At 68.3% G+C, this 19,991-nt stretch carries 18 protein-coding genes; 5 read left to right on the forward strand and 13 right to left on the reverse strand.

The annotated features are described in order from the left end of the window. Positions 1 to 20 precede the first annotated feature (20 nt). The 7 genes from ACFIMZ_RS31810 to ACFIMZ_RS31840 form a co-directional block, all read right to left on the reverse strand. Positions 21 to 1,601 (reverse strand): aldehyde dehydrogenase (NADP(+)), encoded by a 1,581-nt coding sequence (locus tag ACFIMZ_RS31810; RefSeq protein WP_431825417.1) that lies wholly within the window; start codon positions 1,599 to 1,601, stop codon positions 21 to 23. After that, positions 1,601 to 2,575 carry an amidohydrolase family protein gene (locus ACFIMZ_RS31815; protein ID WP_431823404.1) on the reverse strand — a complete coding sequence of 325 codons (975 nt, stop codon included), beginning with the start codon at positions 2,573 to 2,575 and terminating at the stop codon, positions 1,601 to 1,603. The genes ACFIMZ_RS31810 and ACFIMZ_RS31815 overlap by 1 nt, the downstream gene beginning before the upstream one ends. Next, positions 2,553 to 3,500: a YncE family protein gene (locus ACFIMZ_RS31820; protein ID WP_431823405.1), complete on the reverse strand. Its 948-nt coding sequence runs from the start codon at positions 3,498 to 3,500 to the stop codon at positions 2,553 to 2,555. Before ACFIMZ_RS31820 ends, ACFIMZ_RS31815 begins: the two co-directional genes overlap by 23 nt. 79 nt (positions 3,501 to 3,579) lie before the next feature. Further along, positions 3,580 to 4,878: an MFS transporter gene (locus tag ACFIMZ_RS31825; protein WP_431823406.1), complete on the reverse strand. Its 1,299-nt coding sequence runs from the start codon at positions 4,876 to 4,878 to the stop codon at positions 3,580 to 3,582. An 88-nt stretch (positions 4,879 to 4,966) separates the two neighbouring features. Beyond that, positions 4,967 to 5,884 carry a dihydrodipicolinate synthase family protein gene (locus ACFIMZ_RS31830; protein ID WP_431823407.1) on the reverse strand — a complete coding sequence of 306 codons (918 nt, stop codon included), beginning with the start codon at positions 5,882 to 5,884 and terminating at the stop codon, positions 4,967 to 4,969. Positions 5,885 to 5,886: 2 nt separating this feature from the next. Further along, the gene (locus ACFIMZ_RS31835; RefSeq protein WP_431823408.1) at positions 5,887 to 7,059 is read right to left on the reverse strand and encodes an L-rhamnonate dehydratase; all 1,173 of its coding nucleotides are present in this window, start codon (positions 7,057 to 7,059) and stop codon (positions 5,887 to 5,889) included. Between the two features lie 56 nt (positions 7,060 to 7,115). Beyond that, positions 7,116 to 8,201 carry a 4-hydroxythreonine-4-phosphate dehydrogenase PdxA gene (locus tag ACFIMZ_RS31840; protein ID WP_431823409.1) on the reverse strand — a complete coding sequence of 362 codons (1,086 nt, stop codon included), beginning with the start codon at positions 8,199 to 8,201 and terminating at the stop codon, positions 7,116 to 7,118. 121 nt (positions 8,202 to 8,322) lie between these two features. On the opposite strand from ACFIMZ_RS31840, the gene ACFIMZ_RS31845 reads away from it, so the two are divergent. Next, a complete protein-coding gene (locus ACFIMZ_RS31845; RefSeq protein WP_431823410.1) occupies positions 8,323 to 9,255 on the forward strand; it encodes a LysR family transcriptional regulator in 933 nt (310 codons plus the stop codon). A 187-nt stretch (positions 9,256 to 9,442) separates the two neighbouring features. Here the strand turns inward: ACFIMZ_RS31845 and ACFIMZ_RS31850 are convergent, their stop codons facing one another. Beyond that, on the reverse strand, positions 9,443 to 10,345 hold the full coding sequence (locus ACFIMZ_RS31850) for a hypothetical protein (protein WP_431823411.1): 903 nt from the start codon (positions 10,343 to 10,345) through the stop codon (positions 9,443 to 9,445). 77 nt (positions 10,346 to 10,422) lie between these two features. Here ACFIMZ_RS31850 and ACFIMZ_RS31855 point away from each other — a divergent pair, with 77 nt between their 5' ends. Then, positions 10,423 to 10,722 carry a hypothetical protein gene (locus ACFIMZ_RS31855; RefSeq protein WP_431823412.1) on the forward strand — a complete coding sequence of 100 codons (300 nt, stop codon included), beginning with the start codon at positions 10,423 to 10,425 and terminating at the stop codon, positions 10,720 to 10,722. 108 nt (positions 10,723 to 10,830) lie between these two features. Here the strand turns inward: ACFIMZ_RS31855 and ACFIMZ_RS31860 are convergent, their stop codons facing one another. Genes ACFIMZ_RS31860 through ACFIMZ_RS31870 form a run of 3 tightly spaced genes read right to left on the reverse strand, consistent with a single transcriptional unit; the run spans position 10,831 to position 13,289 of the window. Next, the gene (locus tag ACFIMZ_RS31860; RefSeq protein WP_431823413.1) at positions 10,831 to 11,028 is read right to left on the reverse strand and encodes a HepT-like ribonuclease domain-containing protein; all 198 of its coding nucleotides are present in this window, start codon (positions 11,026 to 11,028) and stop codon (positions 10,831 to 10,833) included. A gap of 10 nt (positions 11,029 to 11,038) precedes the next feature. Then, positions 11,039 to 11,797: an SDR family oxidoreductase gene (locus tag ACFIMZ_RS31865; RefSeq protein ID WP_431823414.1), complete on the reverse strand. Its 759-nt coding sequence runs from the start codon at positions 11,795 to 11,797 to the stop codon at positions 11,039 to 11,041. A 52-nt stretch (positions 11,798 to 11,849) separates the two neighbouring features. Then, on the reverse strand, positions 11,850 to 13,289 hold the full coding sequence (locus ACFIMZ_RS31870; RefSeq protein ID WP_431823415.1) for an aldehyde dehydrogenase family protein: 1,440 nt from the start codon (positions 13,287 to 13,289) through the stop codon (positions 11,850 to 11,852). Positions 13,290 to 13,726: 437 nt separating this feature from the next. On the opposite strand from ACFIMZ_RS31870, the gene ACFIMZ_RS31875 reads away from it, so the two are divergent. The 3 genes from ACFIMZ_RS31875 to ACFIMZ_RS31885 all read left to right on the forward strand — a co-directional run bounded on the left by ACFIMZ_RS31875 (position 13,727) and on the right by ACFIMZ_RS31885 (position 17,632). After that, positions 13,727 to 15,118 (forward strand): amidase, encoded by a 1,392-nt coding sequence (locus ACFIMZ_RS31875; protein ID WP_431823416.1) that lies wholly within the window; start codon positions 13,727 to 13,729, stop codon positions 15,116 to 15,118. A gap of 77 nt (positions 15,119 to 15,195) precedes the next feature. After that, on the forward strand, positions 15,196 to 16,509 hold the full coding sequence (locus ACFIMZ_RS31880) for an MFS transporter (protein WP_431823417.1): 1,314 nt from the start codon (positions 15,196 to 15,198) through the stop codon (positions 16,507 to 16,509). Positions 16,510 to 16,561: 52 nt separating this feature from the next. Continuing rightward, on the forward strand, positions 16,562 to 17,632 hold the full coding sequence (locus tag ACFIMZ_RS31885; RefSeq protein WP_431823418.1) for a porin: 1,071 nt from the start codon (positions 16,562 to 16,564) through the stop codon (positions 17,630 to 17,632). An 18-nt stretch (positions 17,633 to 17,650) separates the two neighbouring features. Here the strand turns inward: ACFIMZ_RS31885 and ACFIMZ_RS31890 are convergent, their stop codons facing one another. Together ACFIMZ_RS31890 and ACFIMZ_RS31895 are read right to left on the reverse strand one after the other, a co-directional pair. Continuing rightward, a complete protein-coding gene (locus tag ACFIMZ_RS31890; protein WP_431823419.1) occupies positions 17,651 to 18,565 on the reverse strand; it encodes a LysR family transcriptional regulator in 915 nt (304 codons plus the stop codon). Positions 18,566 to 18,767: 202 nt separating this feature from the next. After that, the gene (locus tag ACFIMZ_RS31895) at positions 18,768 to 19,808 is read right to left on the reverse strand and encodes an AraC family transcriptional regulator (protein WP_431823420.1); all 1,041 of its coding nucleotides are present in this window, start codon (positions 19,806 to 19,808) and stop codon (positions 18,768 to 18,770) included. Positions 19,809 to 19,991 lie beyond the last annotated feature (183 nt).

Genomic DNA, 19,991 nt, shown 5'->3' on the forward strand with positions numbered 1-19,991 from the left:
GCCTGCGCGACGCGCGCCGCTCAATCCTTGCCGAGCTGCCCGTCGCGCAACCGCCACACCCCGAGCGGATTGCCGTCCTGCAACGCCGCCGGCAGCAGCGCCGGCGGCAACGCCTGATAGCACACCGGCCGCAGGAAGCGCTCGATCGCGAGCGTGCCGACCGACGTCGTGCGTGAATCCGACGTCGCCGGGAACGGCCCGCCATGCACCATCGCATGCGCGACCTCGACGCCGGTCGGATAGCCGTTCGCGAGTATCCGCCCGGCCTTGCGCTCGAGCGTCGGCAGCAGGCGGCGCGCGAGCGCGTAGTCGTCCGGGTCGAGATGCAGCGTCGCGGTCAGTTGCCCTTCGACATGCTCGGCGAGGTCGATCATCTCGTCGATGTCGCGGCATGTGACGATCAGCGACGTCGGCCCGAAAATCTCGTCCTCGAGCCGCGGGTTCGACACGAATGCGGGCTGCGTCGTCGCGAACAGCGCGGGCACCGCGGCCGCTTGCGCACCCGTCTGCACGCCTTGCGCGACCGCGCTCACGCCGTCCGCCGCCGCGCGCTGCGCGACGCCGCGCGCGTAGGCATCCGCGATTCCCGTCGTCAGCATCGTCTGCGCGCCCTTGCGGCCGAGCGCCTGCGCGGCCGCGTCGATGAACGCCGGCGCGTGCGGCCCGTCGAGCACGACCACGAGCCCCGGATTCGTGCAGAATTGGCCGACACCGAGCGTCAGCGACTCGACGAAGCCGCGCGCGATTTCGCCGCCGCGCGCCGCGAGCGCGCCGGGCAGCACGAAGCACGGATTGATGCTGCTCATTTCCGCGTAGACCGGAATCGGCTCGCGCCGCTGCGCGGCGATGTGCATCAATGCGAGCCCGCCGCCGCGCGAGCCGGTGAAGCCGACCGCCTTGATCGCCGGATGCGCGACGAGCGCCTCGCCGATCGCGTTGCCTGCGCCGATCACGAGCGAGAACACGCCTTCCGGCAAGCCGCACGCGGCGACCGCCTGCCGGATCGCGCGCCCGACGAGCTCCGACGTGCCGAGATGCGCCGGATGCGCCTTCACGACCACCGGGCAGCCGGCCGCGAACGCGGACGCCGTGTCGCCGCCCGCCACCGAGAACGCGAGCGGGAAATTGCTCGCGCCGAACACCGCGACCGGGCCGACCGGAATCTTCTGCAGCCGCAGGTCGGGACGCGGCAGCGGCTGCCGATCCGGCAGCGCGGCATCGAGCGTCGCGTCGAGCCAGCGGCCGTCGCGCACCAGCGCCGCGAACAGCCTGAGCTGGCCGACCGTGCGCGCGCGCTCGCCTTCGAGCCGTGCGACCGGCAGCGCCGACTCCTGATGCGCACGCGCGATCAGCGCGTCGCCGAGCGCGACGAGATGGTCGGCGATCGTGTCCAGAAAACGCGCGCGCACGTCGAGCGGCATCGCGCGAAACGGATCGAACGCGGCCGCCGCGAGCCGGCATGCCCGCTCCACGTCCGCCGCATCGCCCGCGCCGTACTCGGGTTCCAGTTCAACGCCGCGCGCCGGATCGAACGCGCGCAGCGTCCCTGCCGTGCCACGCACCGACGCGGCGCCGATCAACATCTCTCCAGTGATCTGCATCATTCACCTGCCTGCTTTCGCTGTTGGTCCACGCCGATCCGGTAGATCCGGATCGCGTTGTCATGCCAGATCGCGCGCCGCGCCGCGTCGTCGAGGTGCGTCATCGCGTCCGCGAAGGTGCGCAGCAACGCGGGATACGTGACCCGCAGCCCCGCCACCGGGAAATTGCTCGCGAACATGCAGCGTTCCCAGCCGAAGATCGCGATCGCGTCGCGGATGATCCGGCCGTTCTGCGCGTCGTTCCACTCGGCATCGCGCAACCCGAATTCGGACAGCTTCACCGACACGCGCGGCAGCGCGGCCAGCGCTTCCATCCCGCGCCGCCAGCGCGCGAGCCCCGCGTCCGAGCGGTCCCACGGCAGCCCCGCATGCTCGAGCACCACGTCGACGCCCGGCGCATCCGCGAGCGTCGCGGCCGCTTCGCCGAGGTGCCAGAACGGCACCCGCAGATCCCAGCATAGGCCGTGCGCGGCGAGCCGTTCAAGCGCGGCGGGCCAGCGCGGATCACGCAACGTGCCGGGGCCGTCGGCCGTTGCCTCCTGCGCCGGCGCGGTGCGCGGCTTGAAGCGCACGCCGCGCACCCGCGGCCATGCGGCCTGCTCGGCGAGCCGCTGCGCCGCGTCGTCGGCGAGCAGGTCGACCCACGCGACGACCGCCGACGGCAGCCCGTGCGCGGCCGCGACGTCGTGCAGCCAGCGCGTCTCCGCCAGCGCCTCGTCGTGCGCGCGCTCGGCCTCGACGTGCACGCTCGCGACGAGCGGCGCGCATTCCGCCGCCCGCCGGTAGTCGTTCACGTCGAAATTCCGGCACAGCGCCGCGTAGTCGCCGAGGATGAAGCGCGACGGCTCGTACCGATCCTGCAGCCACGGATAGTGCGCGCCCGTATCGAGCCGCCACAGGTGGTGATGCGCGTCGACGAGCGCATCAGGCATGCCGTCCGGCGCGCTCATGTCAGCGCGCGCCTGCGAGCACATACGACGCATCCGGTTCGCGCAGCGTCGGCATCGCGCCGACGAAACGCCATGCATCGAGATCGAGCTCGCGCACGTAGTCGTCCTGGAACGACACGTAGGCCATGCGCCGCGACGGATGGAACGACAGCGCGGTCGGATTCGCGGGCAATGCCACGCGCTCGATCTCCTCGAGCTGCTGCGCATCGAATACCGAGATCGACTGCTCGCCCGAATTGGTCAGCAGCAGCAGGTCGCGGCCGTCCGGTGCGCTCGCCCGATAGATGCGGTTCGGATCGCTGCGCGTCTTCACGCGGCGGCCGCAGGTCATCGTTTCGGTGTCGATCGCGACCAGCGTGTCGTCGCCGCGGTTCGCGACGTACAGCGTGCGCTCGTCGCTCGACAGCGCGTTGCCCTCCGGGCGCGGCCCGGGCATCACCGCGCGCGGCGCGACCGTCGCGTCGCGCGGATGGAACTGCGTGACCGTGTTCGACAGCAGGTGCACGCCGTACGCGCGGCTCGCGTCGCGCGTCAGCGTGACGAGGTGCGTCTTCACGCCGCCGGACGGCACCGCCAGGTTCGGCACCGCCTGCTCGGCCGGACGGTCGAACACGAGCAGCATGTCGTGCGCCTCGCTCATCGCGTACAGGCGGCCTTCGCGGTCGCTCGCCATCCCGTGCGGCCGGTAGTACGGCCACAGATCGAGCATGCGCGTATGCGTGCGCTCGACGAGGTCGATCTCGGCGATCCGGTGGTCGCCTTCGTGGCCGCGCGTCCACGCGGTCTCGATCCCGAAGATGCCGACGTACGCGTAGCGTTGGTTCGCGTCGACGGTGAATTCATGCGGGAAGTTCGGCAGCACGACGTGCTTGAGCGCGGCCCGCGTTTCGAGGTCGTAGAAGCTGAAGGTATGCGCGCATTTCTGGACCAGCAGCAGGATGTCGTTCATGGTGAGTCTCCGTCCTTCGATCTTGCCGCCGCGGCGCGTGGATCACGCCGCAGCGAAGTCAAACCCGTGTCGCGCGCGGTCACGCCTCGCAGCGCCTGGGCAGCGTGATCGTCAGCAGCCCGGCCACCGCGAGCGCGCCCGCGAGGCTGTACACGCCGGCCGCCGTGCTCACGTGCTGGGTCAGCACGCCGACCGCATACGGGCCGCAGAACCCGCCGAGGTTTCCTAGCGCGTTGATCAGGCCGCGTGCGCTGCCGGCCGTCTCGACACTGCACAGCTTCGGCGGAATCGCCCAGAACACGCCGGCCGCCGCCTGCAGGAAAAAGCCGCAGCCGATCAGGAATGCATACGACACCGCCATCGTCGCCTGGAACCGCACCGACAGGAACAGGCAGGCGGCGAAGCCGAGCAGCGGCAGCACGATGAACAGCCGCCGCCGGCCGGTCTTGTCCGACAAATACGACGTCGCGCTCATCCCGATCATCGTGCCGACGTACGGCAGGATCGCCAGCATCCCGACCTGCGCCATCCCGCCATGGGTGAGGTTTTTCAGGAGCGTGGGCAACCACAGCGTATAGCCGTAGATGCCGACCTGGTAGCAGAAGTTGATCAGCACGAGCCGCCAGATCGTCCCGTCGCGCAGCAGCGCGCCGAACGACGCCGCGGTCTTCTGCTCCGCGCCGCGCGCGGCTTCGCGCTCGGCGGCGAGCGCCTCGGCGATGTACGCCTTCTCGCGCGGCGAGATCCAGCGCGCGGTCTCCGGGCTGTCGTCCGCGAACGGCAGCCAGATCGCGAGGAACGCGAGCGACAGCAGCCCCGCGCCGTAGAACAGGTGACGCCAGTCGTAGGTCGCGAGGATGTAGCCGGACAGCGGCGCGGTGATCATCCCGGCGAGCGGCACGAACATGATGACCATCGCGTTCGCGCGCCCGCGCTCGCGATCCGGAAACCAGTTGCTGACCATCGTCAGCACGACGGGCAGCATCCCGCCTTCGGCGACGCCGAGCAGGAAGCGCAGCGCCAGCAGTTGCCACGCTTCGGTGACGAGCCCCGTCACCGCCGACAGCACGGCCCAGCTCACGAGCGACCACGCGATGAACTTCTTGCCGCCGCCGAGCGCCGCGAGCCGGCCGCCCGGAATCTGCAGGAACAGGTAGCCGAAGAAGAAGATGCCGCCCGCGAGGCCGGCCATGCTCGCGCCGATGCCGAGGTCGGCGTTCATCCCGCCGGGCATCGCGAACGCGATGTTCACGCGGTCCATGTACGAGATGATGCACGCCATCAGGAGCGGCGGAATCACGCGCAGCCAGCGGCGGCGCGGAACGGGGGCGGCGACGTCGGCGTCGTAGGCCGGGCTCGCCTGGTTCAGGGTGGTCATGGTGTCTCCAGTATTTGTCTAGATGGACGCGGCCTTCTTGCGGGCCTTTCGTCATCCCATCGTTTCGTTGCGTGTCGCCGCGACGCGCCTACCGCCCCCAGCGCAGCACGAGCGGATCGAGCCGCCGCGCCGCGTCGAGCAGCCCGGCGCGCGTGTCCGGATGCAGGTCGGGCCACGGCGCGCGCGGCTTGTCGCACGCGATCACGCCGCCGGCCTTCATCAGCGCCTTCGCCGCGAGGAAGCCCGCCTGCCGGTTCTCGTAGTTGATCAGCGGCAGCCAGCGCGCATACTGCTCGCACGCTTCGTCGCGGCGGCCGGCGAAATACGCGTCGGTGATCCGGCGAATCCCGTCCGGGTAGCCGCCGCCCGTCATCGCGCCCGTCGCGCCCGCATCGAGATCGGCGAGCAGCGTGATGCCCTCTTCGCCGTCCCACGGCCCTTCGATCGCGTCGCCGCCGATGCGGATCAGCTCGCGCAGCTTCGCCGCCGCGCCGGGCGTCTCGATCTTGAAGTACGACACCGCGTCGATCCCGCGCGCGAGCCTGGCGAGGCAGTCGACCGACAGCGTCGTGCCGCTCGCCGGCGCGTCCTGGATCATCAGCGGAATGTCGAGCCCTTCGCTCGCTTCGCGGAAGAACGCATGGATCGACGCCTCCGGCACGCGGAACGTCGCGCCGTGATACGGCGGCATCACCATCACCATCGACGCGCCCATCGCCTGCGCGCGCCGGTTGCGTTCCGCGCAGATCCGCGCGCTGAAATGCGACGTCGTGACGATCACCGGCACGCGGCCGGCGACGTGCTCGAGCACCGTGCGGGTCAGCAGGTCGCGTTCGTCGTCGCCGAGCGCGAACTGCTCCGAGTAGTTCGCGAGGATGCAGATGCCCTGCGAGCCCGCGTCGATCATGAAGTCGATCGCGCGGCGCTGGCCGTCGAGGTCGAGCGCGCCGTCCTCGGTGAAGATCGTCGGCGCCACCGGAAAGACGCCCTGGTAACGTGCGCGCATGGTCACTCCACGATGTCGAACTGGTCGAGGAACTCGGTCTTCAGCGTGAGGCCGAGGCCGGGCACGTCGTCGCGCAGCTGCAGGAAGCCGTTCTCGGCCACCGGCTCGCCGTCGAAGATGTAATAGAACAGCTCGTTGCCGACCTCGACGTCGAACATCGGGAAGTACTCGCTCATCGGCGACGCGAGCGTGCTCATCGTCAGGTGGTAGTTGTGCATCTGGCCCGCGTGCGGGATCACCGGCACGCTGTACGCCTCGCACAGCGCGTTGATCTTGTGCGCCATCGTGATGCCGCCGACGCGGTTCGTGTCGTACTGGACGACCGACACCGCCTTGCGATCGAGCAGCTGCTTGAAGCCGTACAGCGAGAACTCGTGCTCGCCGCCCGAGATCGGGATGCTCGTCAGCCGGTTCAGCTCCGCGTAGCCGTCGATGTCGTCGGCGATCACCGGCTCTTCGAGCCAGCGCGGCTGGTACTTCTCGAGCTTCGGCAGGATGCGCTTCGCATACTCGAGGTTCCAGCCCATGTAACACTCGAGCATCAGGTCGTTGTCGTAGCCGATCACCTCGCGGATCGCCGCGACCGACTTCAGGTTCTCGACGACGCCCTGCTGCCCGTGCGCGGGCCCGTAGCCGAAGCGCATCTTGAACGCGCGGAAGCCCTCGTCGAGATAGCGCCGCGCTTCCGCCTGCATCTCGTCCAGGTCGGTGCGGTACAGCTTCGAGTAGTAGCAGGGAATCTTCTCCTTCGTGCGGCCGCCGAGCAGCTTGAACACCGGCTTGCCGACGCTCTTGCCGAGGATGTCCCAGATCGCGATGTCGACCGCCGAGATCGCCGCCATGCCGACGCCCTTGCGGCCCCACGCGTGGGTCGCGCGGTACATCCGCTGGTTCAGGTATTCGTAGTCCCAAGGGTCCTGGCCGATCACGAGCGGCGCGAGGTACTGGTCGACGATCGCCTTCGCGACGTGCGGCGCGAGCGCGACGTTGCCGAGACCGACGATGCCGTCGTCGGTCTCGACCTCGACGACCGCCCATGAATGGAAGCGGAACGTGCTCATCGTTTCCTGCGGCGCATACAGCAGGTCCATCGCGTTCGAGCAGAAATTGCCCTGCGGCGGCACGGTCTTGCCTTTCCACTGGTACACGCGTGCGCGCACAGCCTTGATCTTCATTGCGTTGTCTCCTGGTGATCGGTTCTGGTCCGAAGGTCCGGCGGGGCGGGCGGCCGTCACGCCGATGTCGTGTGCTGCCGGTGCGCGGCGCCCATCCGGCACGCGATCTGCAGCGCCTGCCAGGTCGCGCCGACGTCGGCCGTGCCGCGCCCCGCGATGTCGTACGCGGTGCCGTGCGCGGGCGTCGTGATCGGCACCGGCAGCCCGCCCTGCACGGTCACGCCGCGCGAGAAGCCGAGCAGCTTGATCGCGATCTGCCCCTGGTCGTGGTACATCGTGACGATCGCCTGGTAGTCGCCGGCCTGCGCCTTCAGGAAGATCGTGTCGGCCGGGAACGGGCCGTGGAACGGCGCGTCGGTCGGCCAGTCGCGCGCCTGCAGCGCGCGCACGGCCGGCGCGATCACGTCGATCTCCTCGCGGCCGCACATGCCGCCGTCGCCGCCGTGCGGGTTGAACGCCGCGATCGCAACCTTTGGCGCAGCGACGCCGTTCGCGAGCAGCGACCGGTAGATCAGTTCGGATGCCTGTTCGATCCGCTCGACGGACAGGTAGCGCGCGGCATCCTTCAGCGGAATGTGCGACGAGATTCGCGCAGTCCACAGTTCGCCGAGCGTGTTGAATTCGCAGAAGTAGCCGGTCACGCCGAGGTAGTCGGCGAAGTGATGCAGCTCGTCGTCGTGCGCGAGGCCGCCGAGCTTCATCGCGTGCTTGTTGAGGGGCGCGAAGCAGATCGCGTCGACGTCGCCGGCCAGCGCCGCGTCCATGCAGCGGTTCAGCACGTCGAGCACCGAGCGGCCGCCTGCCGGGCCGGCCTGAGCAAGCGTCACCTGGGCGGGATCGACGGTGTCGACCGCGACGAACGCGGGCCGCGCGACGGACGGCCGGTCGCGCACGTCGGCGAGCGACGCGACCGGCTCGACGTCGACCTGCACGCCCGCGACACGCTGGCCGGCTTCCCACAGCCAGCGGTCGCCGATCAGCACGAGATTGGCGTGCGCCGCCGCATCCGGGCGCGCGAGCAGCTTCGCGATCAGCTCGGGGCCGATGCCGGCCGGGTCGCCGAGCGTCAGCGCGACGACGGGCAATGCCGGGTCTCCCGCGCGGGCCGGGCCGCGTGCCGGAATCGCCGAATTCGTCTGCATGTTCGTCTCCTGTCTCTCTGGCCGGAAAGCGGCCGTTCGTCATGTGGGGTTCATGCTAGGTAGACGGGACACGCCGGTAAATTGAAAACTCTTGATGAATTGATAACCTGAGGTAATCGAATTGGGTTCGATCGACAGGAAGGATTCGACGCCGCAACTGCTGAACCGGCTGCGGATGCGCCAGGTCGCGCTGCTGCTGGCGGTCGAGGAGTGCTCGACGCTGCGCGCGGCGGCCGACCGGCTCGGCCTCACGCAGCCGGCCGCGACCAAGATGCTGCGCGAGCTCGAGGATGCGCTCGGCCAGCCGCTGTTCGAGCGCGTCGGGCGCGGGCTCGTGCTGAATCCGGCCGGCGAGCGGGTGCTCGGCTACTTCCGCGGGATCCGCGGCAGCATGGAGGCGCTCAACCGCGAGCTGGCGGAACTGCAGCTCGGCAGCGCCGGGCGGCTCACGATCGGCAGCATCATGGCCGCGACGCCCGGGCGGCTCACCGAGGCGCTCGTGCAGCTGAAGTCACGCTATCCGCTGCTTGCGATCGACATCGCGGTCGACACCAGCGACAAGCTGATGCCGCAACTGCAGGAAGGCGTGCTGGAAGTGGTGATCGGGCGCAACGTCGGCGCCGACTGCGAATTCCGCGCGGTCGACGACGAAGCGCTCGCGATCGTCGCCGGCCGCGACCATCCGCTCGTCGGCAGCGGGCCGGTCGAGTTCGCTGCGCTGCTCGACTATGCGTGGATCCTGCAGCCCACCGGCAGCCCCGCGCGCGAGGTCGTCGAGCGCGAGTTCCGGATGCACCACCAGCCGATGCCGCGCGGGCTGGTGGAGACCGGCTCGATCCTGACGACGATGAGCCTCGTCGACCGCTCGCAGATGCTCGGCGTGATTCCGCGCACGGTCGCCGAGCTGAATGCCGAGCACGGGATGGTGGCGATCGTCGACTACGCGCTCGCGCAGAAGCTGCCGTCGTACGGGAGCCTCGTGCGGCGCGACCGGCCGCTGTCGTTGCCGGCGCAGCAGTTTCTGGCGTTGTTTCACCGGGAGGCGGGGGCTTGACGAGGCGAGCGATGCGCATCCCTGGGAGACGGTTTCGGAAAGGCTTCGTCCGGTGCTGCCCCACGTTACTCGATCGGCCCGATGGCTCGATGGCCAGCGGACAGCGGCCGACAGCGCGCCGGTCCATTCGTAAAGGACCCGGGTGCCTTCGCGTTGTGGTGGCGGTCGTTGAAACAGCCCGCGACGATTACGTCAACGCTCGCCCGGCCGCCACGTCCACCGGCACTTCCCTGTCCAGTGCCCTGGCGGCGAGTTCCCCGACCCAGTCTGCATCGGCGGAATCGACGACGCCATACTGGTCCGGCGGGAAAAATTCATAGTGGTGAGCCGCCGCGGCCAGACGCTGACGTTCAGCGTCAGACAGCAGATAGGAGGTAAGGGTCAATGGCGCCGCCGGTCCACTCATTCGCAATCCGATACGAATATTGGTGCGTGGCGCAAATGCTACCGCCAGTTCTCGCCCCGGGGTCAGCCGTCTCGTCTCCAAGGGGAACGTTGGCGGCCCGGACCAGCTGTCTGCCGCAATGCCATGATCAAGCACCAGCCAGTGACCAGCGGACGTTCGAGCCAGGATCCACTGCCTTACTCCGGCCCTGCTGGATTTAAGCTTGCCGTCGATCCATTCCTCAACGTAGATGGGTTCTGGATCGTAGTCGTCCGACCACACGATGATTGCCGAACATAGCGTATGGCGCTCCAATTCGACATGCCCGTTGAACGGCATTTCGCGCCAGTACCGCTGTCGGGTACCGTACGTCGCGACGCACCAGTTCAGGCCGATCCAGGCTGCGATGATGAGAGCCGTGACCCATATTACGGGTACGGCTGTCTCGACGACCGCACGATCGATATCGAAGGCCGGATCGAACATTCCGCGGTATGCAAGCATACCCAGCATATACGCGAACATCGGAACCCAAGGCCCGAATACGATTGGCACGAATAGAATGGCGAGCCAACTGCGGACATGCACTGTCGCAGCCGACCTGGCGCGCGCCTGCTCCTCATCGCTCATCGCCGCGACTTCCCTCGCGGCAACTTCGTCGCTCGGGGTGTGGAATCTCTCATAAATATTCTGGCGTTTAGACATTCGAGGGGGCGTGTGGCGAAAGCAGCGCTAAAGTAGAGGGGCCTCAAGAAACTGATTCTTGCATACGTTGAGTCGCAATGAAGCGCCCGGGTTTTCCGGATCAGCGCGCGGCCGACGAAGCCCCGTACGACGAGAAGCCTGAAGAGAACGGCGTGATCCCGACGATGACCGACAAGTACAAGGAAAAGGTCCTCGCGCTGTATCCGGCGGCGGGCAACGTGTACACGCTCGCCGAATACGCGACCGGCAAGTCGGAAGACCTGCCGGATGCCTGGGGCAAGCCGATGGCGTTCTGCGAGAACGTGACAGCGCAGCTCGACAGGTTCATCCCGCCCGCGCTCGACAAAGTCGCGGCGAGTGCGCCGGTGAAGCAGTGACGGTTGCGGCGATGAACGCTTCGAGACTCGTCCAGGCGTCTGCCATCACAAGCGATCCTTCGGCTTCGCATTAGATACGATGGAGAGGCCGTAACCATTGCAGCCTTGTCACGGAACTTCCGGGTGCGCGTCTGCAAACGCCCGATGATGCTTGCGCACCTTGTTGCTCGCTTCGCCGATAACCTCGATATTGCGAATCACGCATCGATGACGATGCGTATTCGCAACAAATCGCGCCTTGTTCATCGCGGCGCCGACCTGGTCAATTTTGCCGCTGATGTCTTGCCTGGCGTCAGGCTGCAGCAAATCCGCCAGTTCAGACGCAGCGGCCTCCGTCGACCTCGAGGCAGACGCCCGTGACGAACTCGGCATCGTCCGACGCAAGATAGAGCGCCGCGTTCGCGATGTCCTGCGGCGTCGACAGCCGGCCGAGCGGGATCGTCGCGAGGAAGCGCCGGCGATTTTCCGGCGTGTCCTCGACGCCCATGAACTCGGACATGAGCCCCGTCTCGCCGAGCACGGGATTCACGCAGTTCACGCGAATCCGGTCCGGGCCGAGTTCGGCCGCGAGCGTCTTGCTTGCGGTGATCATCGCGCCCTTCGTGCTGTTGTACCAGACGAGCCCCGGGCGCGGCCGCACGCCGGCCGTCGACGCGATGTTCACGAACACGCCGCCGCCTTGCTCGCGGAAATACGGCACGAAGGTCTGCACGCACCAGTAAAGGCTCTTCATGTTGACCGCGTAGACGCGGTCGAACTCCGCTTCGGTCACGTCGAGCACCGGCTTGTTGCGATGCGTGGTGCCCGCGTTGTTGACGACGATCTGCACCGTGCGGAAATCGTCGAGCGCGGCGGCGAGCAGCGCCTGCCAGTCGTCGCGGCGCGACACGTCGCCCGCGACCGCGATCGCCTTGCCGCCCGCGAGCACGATTTCGCTCGCGACGCGCTCGGCCGCCGGGCCGTTCAGGTCGTTGACGACGACGTTCGCGCCTTCGCGCGCGTAGGTTTTCGCGATGCCTTCGCCGAAGCCCGAACCGGCGCCCGTGACGATCGCAGTCTTGCCGCTGAGCCGCATGCCGAGTGTCTCCTTGTCTGGTGTGTCTCGTGTCGTGTGGATGAAGGGCGCGTCAGCCATGCCTGAGCGCGATGGTCTTGAGCGTCGTGAAGCCGTACAGCGCCTCGAAGCCTTTTTCGCGGCCGTGGCCCGAATGGCCGACGCCGCCGAACGGCAGCTCGACGCCGCCGCCCGCGCCGTAGTTGTTGACGAACACCTGGCCCGCGCGCACGCGACGCGCGACGCGCAGCTGGCGCGCGCCGTCGCGGGTCCAGACGCCCGCGACGAGGCCGTACGGCGTGCCGTTCGCGAGCGCGACCGCTTCGTCCTCGTCGGCAAAGCGCATCGCGGCGAGCACCGGGCCGAACACTTCCTCCTGCGCGAGCCGGTGCGCGGGCGGCACGTCGCGCAGCAGCGCGGGCGCCTGGTAGAAGCCGCTTTCGGGCGCGTCCGGCACCACCTGACCGTGCGCGGCCATCGGAATGCCGTCGTGCTGCGCGTCGGACAGGAAATCCTGCACGCGCTGCTGCTGCTTCGCGTTGATCAGCGGGCCGCAGTCGAGATCCGCGCGGCTCGGGCCGACCCTCAGGCCGTTGAACGCGGTCGCGAGCCGTTCGACGAGCGGCTCGTAGACCGTGTGCTCGATCAGCACGCGGCTGCCCGCCGAGCAGGTCTGGCCGCCGTTCTGCACGATCGCGTTGACGAGCACCGGCAGCGCCGCGTCGAGGTCGGCGTCCGCGAACACGATTTGCGGCGACTTGCCGCCGAGTTCGAGCGTGACGGGCACGTGGTTTTCCGCGGCCATTTGCGCGACGAGCTTGCCGGTCGCGGGCGAGCCGGTAAACGAGATGTGGTCGATGCCCGGATGGCGGGCGAGCGCCGCGCCGGCCTCGTGGCCGTAGCCGGTGACGACGTTCAGCGCGCCGGCCGGCAGCCCGGCTTCGGCGGCCAGCTCGGCGACGCGCAGCACCGACAGGCACGCGTCCTCGGCCGGCTTGACGACGCACGCGTTGCCGGCCGCGAGCGCCGCGCCGACGCTGCGCCCGAAGATCTGCATCGGGTAGTTCCACGGCACGACGTGGCCGGTGACGCCGTGCGGTTCGCGGATCGTGAGCACCGTGTAGCCGGCCTGGTAGGGCAGCGTCTCGCCGTGCAGCTTGTCGGCGGCGCCCGCGTAGAACTCGAAGTAGCGCGCGAGCGCGGCCGCGTCGGCGCGCGCCTGTCGCAGCGGCTTGCCGGTGTCGCGCGCCTCGAGCACGGCGAGCTCGTCGTGATGGGCGGTGACGAGCATCGACAGCCGGAACAGCACGCGCCCGCGCTCGGCCGGGCTCGCCGCGCCCCATGCGCCTGCGAACGCGTCGCGGGCCGCCGCGACCGCGCGGTCGACGTCGGCGGCGGTGCCGCGCGCGATCGACGCGAACGGCTGGCCGTCGGACGGATCGGTCACGGCGACCGTGTCGCCGCCGGACGAGGCGGTCCATTCGCCCGCGATGAAGTGCTTCGCTTCTTCCATATAGGTTCCTGTATTTTTTGCGCGGTGATATTCGTCAAGCACTGCGAGTATTTTATCGACCAGATATTTACACTATTAACCAGCATCGACTCCAATTCACATCTATTTCAGGTGATATCTCGGGGCGCGAATGAGTTTCATGCATACCGATCGCGATAAAATCAAACGGAAACATGGTTTTTCGAACCTGCGATGAAATTGCGCGGTGAATCTCGCCGGCCCGCCGGATTCAGCCGCGTCCCGCCTTTCGCCGCCGGCAGCACATTCTACTCAGATCGACCTCGTTCGAATCAACTGGTCAGCGCTCTAAAATTGTGTGCACCGGTAAACATTAATTATGCTGGCTGCCGCCAATTTGCACTGCTACCGTTGGCTCGTAATTCAACGGCCTGGCCGTCCGCCCATTGCACACGACTCAATCAACTCGAAATCCCCTTATGCCGGAATTACTGAATCTATCCGCCGTCGCGCTGGCCGAGCGCTTCCAGCGCCGCCGCACGACTCCGTCCGACTATGCGGACGCGCTCCTCGACCACATCGCGCGCTGGGAACCCCATCTCCGCGCGCTGTACCGCTTCGATCCGGAGCAGGTGCGCATGCAAGCCGACGCCTCTCGCCGCCGCTGGGCGGCGGGCGCGCCGCTCAGCGCGCTCGACGGCATCCCGGTCACCGTGAAGGACCTGATCGCGACGAAAGGCGATCCGGTGCCGGTCGGCTCTGCCGCGGCGACGCTTGCGCCGGCCGACGCGGACGCGCCCGTCGCTGCGCGACTGCGCGAGGCGGGCGCGGTGCTGATCGGCAAGACGACGATGCCCGACTACGGGATGCTGTCGTCCGGCATGTCGAGCCTGCACGGGGTGACCCGCAACCCGTGGCAGTTCGAACTGAATCCGGGCGGCTCGAGCAGCGGCGCGGCAGCGGCGGCGGCGGCGGGCTACGGCCCGCTGCACATCGGCACCGATATCGGCGGCTCGATCCGGATACCGGCGGGCTGGTGCGGGCTGGTCGGATTCAAGCCGTCGAACGGCCGCGTGCCGATCGATCCGTACTACACTGGCCGCTGCGCCGGCCCGATGACGCGCACGCTCGACGATGCCGCGCTGCTGATGCGCTACGTCGCGCGCCCGGACTGGCGTGACGCGACGAGCCTTGCGCCGGAGTCCATCGACTGGACGATCGACGCGGCCGACGTGCGCGGCATGCGGATCGGTCTGATGCTCGATGCCGGCTGCGGACTCTCGCCCGACGACGAGATCGTCGTCGCCGTCGAGGCGGCCGCCGAGCATTTCGCGCGGCACGGCGCCCGGATCGTGCCGATTGCGCCGGTGCTGAACCGCGCGATGCTCGACGGGCTGGATCGTTTCTGGCAGGCGCGGCTGTGGGGCGAACTGGAGGGCTTGTCCGCGGCGGCGCGCGCACGGGTCCTGCCGTACATCATCGAATGGGCGGGGCAGGCGACGGCGGTGTCGGGCGTGGATGCGGTGCGCGGCTTCGGCGCGACGTTCGAGATGCGCGCGGGCGCCGCGCGCGCATTCCAGGAGGTCGACGCGATTCTGTCGCCGACGAATCCCGTCATCGGCTTTCCCGCCGAATGGGCCGGGCCGACCAACGACCCGACGCGGCCGTTCGAGCACATCGCGTTCACGGTGCCGTGGAACATGGGCGAGCAACCCGCGCTGTCGATCCATTGCGGCTTCGCGCGCAACGGGCTGCCCATCGGGCTGCAGATCATCGGCCCGCGCTTCGCCGACCGGCTCGTATTGCAACTCGGCAAGGCCTACGAGCTGTGGCGCGGCCCGATGCTCCACTGGCCGGAACCGCCCCGCTGACGGCTTTCCGCCGTCTCTCCCCCTGCCCGCACCGGCCTTGCACGGCGGGCGCAGCCTGTCCCCTTCGAGGAGCCGTGATGAAAAACCTGCTTGAACCGGCATTGGATGCCGTGCCGGCCCATCCCCCAGCGGCAGGGAGCGCGCGCCGCAACATCGCCGCGGTCGCGCTCGGCAATGCCGTCGAGTTCTTCGACTTCGGCACGTATGCGACCTTTGCGGTGATGATCGGCCATACGTTCTTCCCGACGCGCGACGCGTTCGCAAGCTTGCTGCTGTCCGTGTCGGTGTTCGGCCTGGGCTTCGTCGTCCGCCCGCTCGGCGCCGTGTTGATCGGCGCGTATGCCGACCGTGCGGGACGCAAGCCGGCGATGATGCTGACGCTCGTGATGATGGCCGTCGGCACCGGCGCGATCGCGATACTGCCCGGCTACCAGACGCTCGGCGTCGCCGCGCCGGTGCTGCTGGTCGTCACGCGCCTGATCCAGGGGCTCGCGTGGGGCGGCGAAGCGGGCCCCGCGACAACCTACATCCTGGAAGCCGCGCCGCGTGACAAGCGCGGCACTTACGCGTGCTGGCAGGTCGCGTCGCAGGGCTTCGCGGCCGTCGCCGCCGGCCTCGCCGGCTATTGCCTGACCGTCTCGCTGACGCAAGCCGAGCTCTATGCATGGGGCTGGCGCATTCCGTTCGTGTTCGGCTTGCTGGTCCTGCCGATCGGCATCTACATTCGCCGCAACCTGTCGGAGACGATCGACACGCGCGATGCGCATCGTACGACCCGCGAGATCCTGCATACGCTCAACGCATCGCATCGCCGGCCGATCGCGATCGGGCTGATGATCCTGCTGGGCAGCACGATCACGCAGTACTTCCTGAACTACATGACGACATTCGCGCTGACCGAGCTGCACTTGCCCGGCAGCGTCGCCATGCTCGCGACGTTCGCGACGGGCGGTTCGCTCGCCGTGTTCTCGCTGCTCGGCGGCTGGCTGTCGGACAAGGTCGGCCGGCGTGCTGTCGTGATCTGGCCTCGGATCGCTTTGCTCCTGCTGATCTTTCCGGCGCTGCAGTTGATTGTCGCGCACTCGAGCGCCCCGGTTTTCCTCGCGACGCTCGTCGTGCTGTCGGCGCTGCATGGGATGAGCGGCGCGGGGCTGATCGTGCTGATCGCCGAGAGCTTCCCGGCCCACGTGCGCTCGGCGGGTTTCTCGATCGTCTATGCGGTCGCGGTGTCGCTTTTCGGCGGCACGGCGCAGGCCATCATCACCTGGCTCATCGGCAGCACCGGCAACCCGATGGCGCCGACCGGCTATCTGCTGATCGCGAACGCGATCTGCATCGCGGCCGGCTGGTGCGCGACCGAAACCTGGCCCGGCCGCCGCGCCGAGCGCTGAGCACGCACATTTCGTCGACGATCCGTTTTCGCCCAATTAAATAGGAATGCATATGAAATATCGTAATGGGGCCGACCTGATGCGGCTGGGCCGCTGCGCGCTGGTATGCATGACGAGCTATAGCGCAGTGGCCGCGGCGCAGGGTTCCGTCACACTGTACGGGCTGCTCGACGCGGGCATCCAGTACAGGACGCACGCCAACGCGGCCGGCCAGGGCGCGTGGACGTCGGATAACGCAAGAACGTCCTATCCGTCTCGCTTCGGGCTCAAGGGCAGCGAGGACCTGGGCGGCGGCTATCACGCGATCTTCCAGCTCGAGAACGGCTTCTCGCTCAGCAACGGCGCGCTTGCGTCGGCGAATACGCTGTTCAACCGGATCGCGCTCGTCGGCCTGACGAACGATCGCTTCGGTTCGTTGACGTTCGGCCGCCAATACAGCGTCCAGTACGATAAGACCGTGCTGTACGAGCCGACCTTGTTCAACAACTACTCGATCTTTTCGTTGAACATGATCCCTCCCGCGACGGTCCGGCTCAACAATTCGATCAAGTATCAGTCGCCGGATTTCGGCGGCGTCAACGTCGAGGCGATGTATGGCTTCGGGCAGCAGATTGCCGGAAATGCCGACGCGGGCCGCTACTGGGGCGTCGCCGCCGAATACAGGAACGGCGGCCTGTGGGCGCGCGCGGGCTACGAGGAGGTGCGCGGCACGGTATCGAACGGAATCGACCAGTCGGGGCTGACCGACCGCCGCGCGAGCGCGGTCGCGCGCTATGCGTTTGATCGTTTCGCGATATCGGGCGGCGTCGTCACGGTGCGCGGCTCGCTGCACGCATCGCCGAACGGCAACATCTACTGGGCGGCGGCGCAATACATGCCGACGCCCGCGCTGAAACTGATCGTCGAAGGCGGCCGCTACGTGTTCCGCGACAGCGGCGGGCGACCCGCGCTCGCCAACGCGTCGGCGCTGTACTGGCTGTCCAAGCGAACCACGGTCTACCTGACGGGCGGCTATACGAGCAACGGCGGCGGCGCGGACTTCGGGGTCAACAACTACACGACAACGCCCGTTGCAGGCATGACGCAACTCGCGGTCGGCGCCGGGCTCATCGTGCGGTTCTGACGCCCGGCCGCGGCGATGTCAGTGGGCCGGCCCGCTGTCGTCGCAGCGGGCCATCGCGGCCTGCAGCATCTCGACGCACTTGCGCGCGGCGATCGACGCGGGACGATACCGGTACCGGCACAGTTCGACGCGCACCTGCTGCAGCTCCGCATCGGCGATCGGCACCGCGCGCAGCCCGTCCGCGTCGCGCACGCCAGGCGGCGCGCAGATCGGCAGGATCAGCAGCGCGGCGCCCTGGCGGGCGAGCGCCTTCTGGGTTTCGAGCGAGCAGGTGGTGAACGCGGGCTGGAGCGACACGCCCGAGCGCTTCGCCGCCTGTTCGAGCGCTTGCCGGACGCCGAACGCGGTATCCGGGATCGCGAGCGGCTGTTCGACCAATTCGGCGAGCATGACGCTGTCGCGCCGGCTCAGCGGATGCTCGGGCGCAACCAGCACGCGATGCCACAGGTCGACCTGGGCGAGGACCTCGATGTCGGCGCGGCGCGGCAGGTAGAAGCCAATGCCGATGTCGGCGCGGCCCTGGCACAGCGCGTCGAGCGTCTGCTGCGCGCTAGCGACGGAGATGTCGAAACGGATGCCCGGATGGTTCTGCGCGAACGCGGCGAGCACCGGCGCAAGCAGGCTGGACACGATGCCTTCCGATGCGCAGACCGCAACCGAGCCCACCTCCAGGTTGCGCCGTTCGGAAATCAGCGTCTTCACTTGATCGAGCTCGAACAGGACGGCGTCGACGCGTTCCACGAGGAATTCCCCTTCGGCCGTGAGACGGATCCCGCGCGGACCGCGTTCGAACAGCGGCACCCCGAAGTGATGCTCGAGCTGTTCGATCTGACGGCTGATCGCGGTGGGGGCGATGTGGAGCCGCTCGGCCGCTTTGCGCAACGACGAGCAACGCGCCAGCTCCCGAAAGTAACGAAGGGTGCGTAGTTGCATGTGGCATCGGGCCGGAAGATGCGCCAACGGGCGTCAATTCTGACGCACATTAACCAACCAAAATTGGCGCAGCTATCGGTAGGGACCCTTGCGAAACGGCAGCGCGCGGAGGATTGCCTGAAGTACGACACGTGATGCGAATCCGGCGTTTCTCACGCATCGCCGACTTGATGTGCCTGCCTTGCCACCGCCGCGGCCGCCGCTATCGCGCATCGCGCGACTTGCGAAACGCCCCCGGCGCCACCCCATGCCACCGCTTGAACGCCTGCGAGAAACTCGACAGGTCGCTGAACCCGAGCCGCTCCGCCACCTCGGCCAGCGTCAGCCGCTCGTCGCCGAGCAGCGCCTCGGCCATCGCGCTGCGCGACTCGGCGAGCAGCGCGCGGAACGTCGTGCCCTCGTCCTGCAGCCGCCGCTTCAGCGTGCGCGCGCTGGTATTCATCAGGCGCGCCATGTCCTCGAGCGAAAACGGCGGCGTGCCCGGCGTCGAGCCCAGGTAGTCGCGGATCATCGCCGCGGTGCCGACATGCGCGCGCCGCGCTTCCAGCAGGCGACTGCACATCTGCTCGCACATCGACACCGTAATCGGATTTGCCTGCGGCAGCGGCCGGTCGAGATACGTGCGCGCGAACGCAAGACTGTTCGAACGCGCGCCGAACGTGGGTTTCACGCCGGCGATCCGCGGCGCCGCAACGGCCGGCGCCGCGCCGCGCGCCGCCGCCGGCCGTTCGGCCTGCAACGTAAAGCGCGACAGCGTGAAATCCGCGCCGCCCATTTCCTGCAGCAGCACGACCGCCGCGGTCATGTCGCGCTCCACGAGGAACCGGCTCAGCTCGCCGGCCAGCTCGGGCGCGCCGAAATTCAGCACGCAGCAGTCGTCCTCCTCGCGGTACGTGATCACCGTGTACGCATAGGTGAGCGGCAGAAAGCGCATCGCCAGCGCGAGCGCGTCGCGCGCGGTGGCGCTCGCGATCAGCCCGTAGCCCCATACGCCGTAAGCCGAGAAGTGATAGCGCCGCCCGACCTCGAAGCCGAGGCCCGGCGGATGCCCGAGCAGCCGCAGCAGGTTGGCGGTCAGCCGCAGTTCCTGGGCCGCCGTCACCTCCGCGTTCGGGTCGTCGAGCTGCGCGGCCGACAGCCCCGTGCCGGCCAGCAGCTTCGCGTGCGGCAGGCCGCGCTCGCCGCCGAAATCGACCAGCAGCCGCGCGCCGGCCGGACTCCGGGTGAAATCCTGGAAGCTCATGCGGAGAAACCCTCAAAGCGCCGATTTGGCCCAAATACTAAAACAATTGTCCCGTCGCAGCATTGGTGTTTTCCCACGCGGCACGCACCATCGGCGTCATCCAGTCGTCATCCGAACGACTTCATCGATTGCCAGGAGGAGACACCATGCACCCGATCCCGCCGACCGATTTCGCCACGCGCG

The organism is Burkholderia sp. F1 (genome assembly GCF_050813845.1).
Lineage (GTDB): Bacteria > Pseudomonadota > Gammaproteobacteria > Burkholderiales > Burkholderiaceae > Burkholderia > Burkholderia ubonensis.

What these genes read in the sequence shown, in the direction of transcription:
- ACFIMZ_RS31810 (WP_431825417.1), bottom strand. Translation starts at nt 1,601, where the DNA reads ATGCAGATCACTGGAGAGATGTTGATCGGCGCCGCGTCGGTGCGTGGC.
- ACFIMZ_RS31815 (WP_431823404.1), bottom strand. Translation starts at nt 2,575, where the DNA reads ATGTGCTCGCAGGCGCGCGCTGACATGAGCGCGCCGGACGGCATGCCT.
- ACFIMZ_RS31885 (WP_431823418.1), top strand. Translation starts at nt 16,562, where the DNA reads ATGAAATATCGTAATGGGGCCGACCTGATGCGGCTGGGCCGCTGCGCG.
- ACFIMZ_RS31835 (WP_431823408.1), bottom strand. Translation starts at nt 7,059, where the DNA reads ATGAAGATCAAGGCTGTGCGCGCACGCGTGTACCAGTGGAAAGGCAAG.
- ACFIMZ_RS31825 (WP_431823406.1), bottom strand. Translation starts at nt 4,878, where the DNA reads ATGACCACCCTGAACCAGGCGAGCCCGGCCTACGACGCCGACGTCGCC.
- ACFIMZ_RS31850 (WP_431823411.1), bottom strand. Translation starts at nt 10,345, where the DNA reads ATGTCTAAACGCCAGAATATTTATGAGAGATTCCACACCCCGAGCGAC.
- ACFIMZ_RS31895 (WP_431823420.1), bottom strand. Translation starts at nt 19,808, where the DNA reads ATGAGCTTCCAGGATTTCACCCGGAGTCCGGCCGGCGCGCGGCTGCTG.
- ACFIMZ_RS31870 (WP_431823415.1), bottom strand. Translation starts at nt 13,289, where the DNA reads ATGGAAGAAGCGAAGCACTTCATCGCGGGCGAATGGACCGCCTCGTCC.
- ACFIMZ_RS31875 (WP_431823416.1), top strand. Translation starts at nt 13,727, where the DNA reads ATGCCGGAATTACTGAATCTATCCGCCGTCGCGCTGGCCGAGCGCTTC.
- ACFIMZ_RS31830 (WP_431823407.1), bottom strand. Translation starts at nt 5,884, where the DNA reads ATGCGCGCACGTTACCAGGGCGTCTTTCCGGTGGCGCCGACGATCTTC.
- ACFIMZ_RS31855 (WP_431823412.1), top strand. Translation starts at nt 10,423, where the DNA reads ATGAAGCGCCCGGGTTTTCCGGATCAGCGCGCGGCCGACGAAGCCCCG.
- ACFIMZ_RS31865 (WP_431823414.1), bottom strand. Translation starts at nt 11,797, where the DNA reads ATGCGGCTCAGCGGCAAGACTGCGATCGTCACGGGCGCCGGTTCGGGC.
- ACFIMZ_RS31840 (WP_431823409.1), bottom strand. Translation starts at nt 8,201, where the DNA reads ATGCAGACGAATTCGGCGATTCCGGCACGCGGCCCGGCCCGCGCGGGA.
- ACFIMZ_RS31890 (WP_431823419.1), bottom strand. Translation starts at nt 18,565, where the DNA reads ATGCAACTACGCACCCTTCGTTACTTTCGGGAGCTGGCGCGTTGCTCG.
- ACFIMZ_RS31880 (WP_431823417.1), top strand. Translation starts at nt 15,196, where the DNA reads ATGAAAAACCTGCTTGAACCGGCATTGGATGCCGTGCCGGCCCATCCC.
- ACFIMZ_RS31820 (WP_431823405.1), bottom strand. Translation starts at nt 3,500, where the DNA reads ATGAACGACATCCTGCTGCTGGTCCAGAAATGCGCGCATACCTTCAGC.